This is a genomic window from Mesorhizobium sp. M0048 (assembly GCF_040323405.1).
Lineage (GTDB): Bacteria > Pseudomonadota > Alphaproteobacteria > Rhizobiales > Rhizobiaceae > Mesorhizobium.
Genome location: NZ_JAMYUV010000144.1, coordinates 1 through 588 on the forward strand (window position 1 = coordinate 1; position 588 = coordinate 588).

The following is a 588-nucleotide window of genomic DNA, read 5'->3' on the forward strand; positions in this document are numbered from 1 at the left end:
GCCTTCCCAAGGGGGTTGTTGTTGCTCACCGTGCGGTCAACCGGCTCGTCATCAACAATGGCTATGCGCAGTTCAGCTCGAGTGATCGTGTGGCGTGGGTGGGCAATCCCGCGTTTGATATCAGTACCCTGGAAGTGTGGGCACCGCTGCTACACGGTTCAAGCCTGGTTGTGATTCCACAAATTGATGTGCTGCAGCCAGAGGTGCTGCGCCGTCTGGTTCAGCAGCATGGCATTACCGTCCTGCATCTGACAGCTGGGTTGTTCAGCCAGAGCGCTGATGATTTAGGCCCGGCGCTGGCAAGCTTGCGGTTGCTATTGGTCGGCGGTGATGCGGTTGATGTGGCGGCAGTAGCACGGGTCTTGAGGGGGAGCCGACCGCAGCATCTCTTGCACTGCTACGGTCCGACCGAGACGACGACCTTCGCGACAGTCTGCGAGGTCACCGCGATTGATGAGACATTCCGCCGTATCCCGATCGGGCGCCCGATTGCGAACACGCGGGTGTACCTGCTGGACGGTCATGGTGCGCCCGTCCCGTTCGGGGCGGTGGGGGAGCTCTATATCGGCGGGGCGGGCGTTGCGCGGG

At 61.9% G+C, this 588-nt stretch carries 1 protein-coding gene; it reads left to right on the top strand.

Annotation, left to right across the window (positions count from 1 at the left end; translation table 11 throughout):
* The coding region (locus tag NKJ84_RS33130; RefSeq protein WP_352510023.1) for an AMP-binding protein at positions 1-588 on the top strand (588 nt) is incomplete at both ends.